We start from the raw sequence: 431 nt of genomic DNA on the forward strand, positions 1-431 counted from the left end.
CGCGATCCCGCGCTCGCTGCGCATGATGCAGGGCTTCGGCGTGCATACCTTCCGCTTCGTCAACGCGAAGGGCCAGGGCAAGTACGTGAAGTTCCACTGGAAGCCGGTGCTCGGGGTGCAGTCGACCGTCTGGGACGAGGCGGTGAAGATCGCCGGCGCGGACCCGGACTATCATCGCCGCGACCTGTTCGAGGCGATCGAGGCCGGCGATTTTCCCGAATGGGACCTCGGCATCCAGGTGTTCGACGAGGCCTGGGCCGCGAAGCAGCCCTACGACGTGCTCGACGCCACCAAGCTGATCCCCGAGGAGGAGATCCCGGTCGAGCCGATCGGCCGGCTCACGCTGAACGCCAACGCGAAAAACTTCTTCGCCGAGACCGAGCAGGCCGCCTTCCTGCCCTCGAACGTGGTGCCGGGCGTCGATTTCACCA

1 protein-coding gene is annotated in these 431 nt (G+C 66.1%); it reads left to right on the forward strand.

Annotated features, from left to right (window positions below):
* The coding region (locus HWX25_RS33095; RefSeq protein WP_175912806.1) for a catalase at positions 1 to 431 on the forward strand (431 nt) is incomplete at both ends.

Origin of the sequence: Burkholderia sp. BCC1640 (assembly GCF_902833125.1) — a bacterium.
Taxonomy (GTDB): domain Bacteria; phylum Pseudomonadota; class Gammaproteobacteria; order Burkholderiales; family Burkholderiaceae; genus Burkholderia; species Burkholderia diffusa.